This window comes from Halococcus salifodinae DSM 8989 (assembly GCF_000336935.1).
GTDB classification, from domain to species: Archaea; Halobacteriota; Halobacteria; order Halobacteriales; family Halococcaceae; genus Halococcus; species Halococcus salifodinae.
Map to the genome: position 1 here is coordinate 1 of NZ_AOME01000094.1, position 2,714 is coordinate 2,714.

The 2,714-nt window shown below is 58.3% G+C and carries 3 protein-coding genes; all 3 read right to left on the reverse strand.

Annotation, left to right across the window (positions count from 1 at the left end):
- A partial coding sequence (locus C450_RS19430) for a YihY/virulence factor BrkB family protein (RefSeq protein WP_005046614.1) occupies positions 1 to 674 on the reverse strand: 674 nt, incomplete at its 3' end.
- 251 nt (positions 675 to 925) lie between these two features.
- Entirely contained in the window at positions 926 to 2,197 is a 1,272-nt protein-coding gene (locus C450_RS19435) for a mechanosensitive ion channel family protein (protein WP_005046616.1), read from the reverse strand.
- A 255-nt stretch (positions 2,198 to 2,452) separates the two neighbouring features.
- Positions 2,453 to 2,714: DUF7260 family protein (locus tag C450_RS23765; RefSeq protein ID WP_449271556.1), on the reverse strand; the 262-nt coding region annotated here is incomplete at its 5' end.

Sequence of the window (2,714 nt, forward strand, 5' to 3'; positions counted from 1 at the left end):
TTGAACTGCGTATACAGCCGGAATACCGACTCGAACGTGGTCAGTCCAACGGCGGTCACCAACACACCAGGCAGGATCTCCCCCAGTGTCACGTCGGTATCCGGGAAAATGTAGTACATCGGTACGAACGTGATCGCTAACCCGATAATGAGGATTACCGGCCGGATGACCGTCGCAACCACTCCCGGATCGACGCTCGACAGAATCGAATTGATCGCCCATCCTGCTACCAACGCCAGTCCAAACGTCAGAAACACCACCACCCCATCGGTGAGCTGGTCGGCGAAGGTATTCGCCGATCCCGTCTCGTAAATATCCGAAAACGCAGTATCGAGCCCGCGAAAGATCCGGAGTGTTCCCCACAGCAGTACTCCCAGTCCAAGGATCGACAGTCCCGTGGATGTCCCGGCAGTTTCGAGTTGGCCGATGAGAACACCACCAGTGCTCGGCGTGAGAACACGTTCGGCAAACGAGACGAACGCCGTTTCGAGACTCCGATCGCCGACAGTCGAGATGATCGTCAGNAGCGGAAGCATCGACACGAACGCGTGATACGCAATACTGCCCGCCATGAACGTCACCTTCTCTGTACGGAGTTCGTGAACGATCGCTCGGACGATGCTGATCGGACGGTCGAATCGACTCTCGTTGATCCGTTCAGTGAGGGACTTCATAAGTGAGTGATCTGGCTTGAAGAACAGCCTCGATAGGATGGTTGATTACGAAACTGTGTTCATTCCGTCCGATATGCTTCACGCCGTCTGATCGGATTCAAGCTACCCTCGAAAGGGTTCCGAGAAACCCTTTGGCGAGAGTGGTGGTGTCAGTCGTCGGTCGATCCTGGCGNATATGCTTCACGCCGTCTGATCGGATTCAAGCTACCCTCGAAAGGGTTCCGAGAAACCCTTTGGCGAGAGTGGTGGTGTCAGTCGTCGGTCGATCCTGGCGACTCGAAGCCGTCGTCCGGCCCAGAGTCCGATTCTGTGTCCTCGTTGAGATCGGACGCGCTACTGCGCGCACTCCCCACCCAGTCGTCGATGTTTTCGGCAACGAAATCCTGCCCACCGAGTGCAAGCATGCCACCGACACCGATAGCGAGCGCAAGCCCGAGTGCGCCGAAGAACGCCGTGATAACCGTGTCGAACAGGCTCGTCAGCACGGACGTGTCGAACCCGGCCGTGTCGAGCGCGAACACGATGACGATGTAGTAGACGAACAGCTGGACAGCCAGACCAGCGATGTCAGCCGCCCGGCTCGCGTCGACGCTCGCCACCATGTCACCGAGCAGGTCGGCGACATAGATTCCGACAATAAGGACGGCGAGAGCGCCGAGGATCAGTGGGATCTGGCCGATGAAATCGGTCAATGGTTCCGACAGCGCCGGGAATTCGAGCGTATCGACCGCCGCGACCAGCGCGAAGTAGTAGATGAGGAACTCGACGAGTTTCCCGACGGCGTTGCCGATGCCGCCGACCGCGTCCGTAGCGTCAGCGAGCGGCGTGTCTCGGACGTAGGTGTCGAGCCCGAATCCCGAAACCACGCTAGCGACGAGGTCGCCGACGAACCGACCGATGGCGAACCCGACTACGAGGATGACGCCGGCAACGATGATCTGCACCGCACCGTTGGCGATGTTCGTCAGGAACCCACCCGGAATCGCGATGCCGGCGTAATCGAGCGCCATAAGCAGCGCGACGAAGTAAATGAGGTACTCGACGATCTTCCCGACAGCGGTGCCGATACCGCCGACCGAATCGGTGGCATCGGCGAGCGGCGTGTCGCGGACGTAGCTGTCGAGGCCCAACCCGGCGACAATGTTCCCAACGAGACCCCCGACGAATCGACCGATAGCGACTCCGACAATGAGGATTGCGATGGCGACGATGACCTGGACCAGTCCGCCACCGACACCAGTCAGGAACCCGCCGGGAACCGGCATTCCGAGGTAACTGACCGTAGCGAGGACTGCAAGGAGGTAGATGACGTACTTGACGAATTTTCCGAGCGCCTGTGCGATGCTCTGATCCGCATCGCTCTCGCGTTCGAGGGGTGTCCCCTCGGTGTACTGAGCGGGACCGATCCCCTGGACGAGGCGTTTGACGATCCCACCGAAGATCCGGCCGACGATCCATCCGAGCAGGAGGATGACGATCGCGCCAACCACCAATGGGATCGCTTCGAGGAACCCGTTGACCAATGGCTGGAGCGAGTCCGGGACTGTCTGGAGAACGACACCATCGCCGAGTATGTGTGGACTTGTCANAACCCGTTGACCAATGGCTGGAGCGAGTCCGGGACTGTCTGGAGAACGACACCATCGCCGAGTATGTGTGGACTTGTCATTGCTATCACCGATGTCACGCACTCGCTGCCGGCCAGTTCATGCGAGACGGCAGCGATTCACAGAGTCGGCCCATAAATGTTTGTCACGATAGAATACATTGGTTCAATACTATTCAGTGGCCAAGTGTTTGCATATCCTGCCACGTACCCGTTGTATTCTCTCGATATAGGCCGTTATCGCTGATAAAACAGGGTACGTGAAGTTCTGTGAGTGATAGAGGTACTCATCAAACTCTTTCCCATCGAGATGCAGGTTGTCCATCGGTGGACGTTCGTTGAGGAACGCTTGGCGTTGATTGGCGAGCATATCGCAGTCGTGTTCAAGCGTATAGAGTCGGTCACGAGCGGCCCTGAGTTCCCTGGCGGACCAC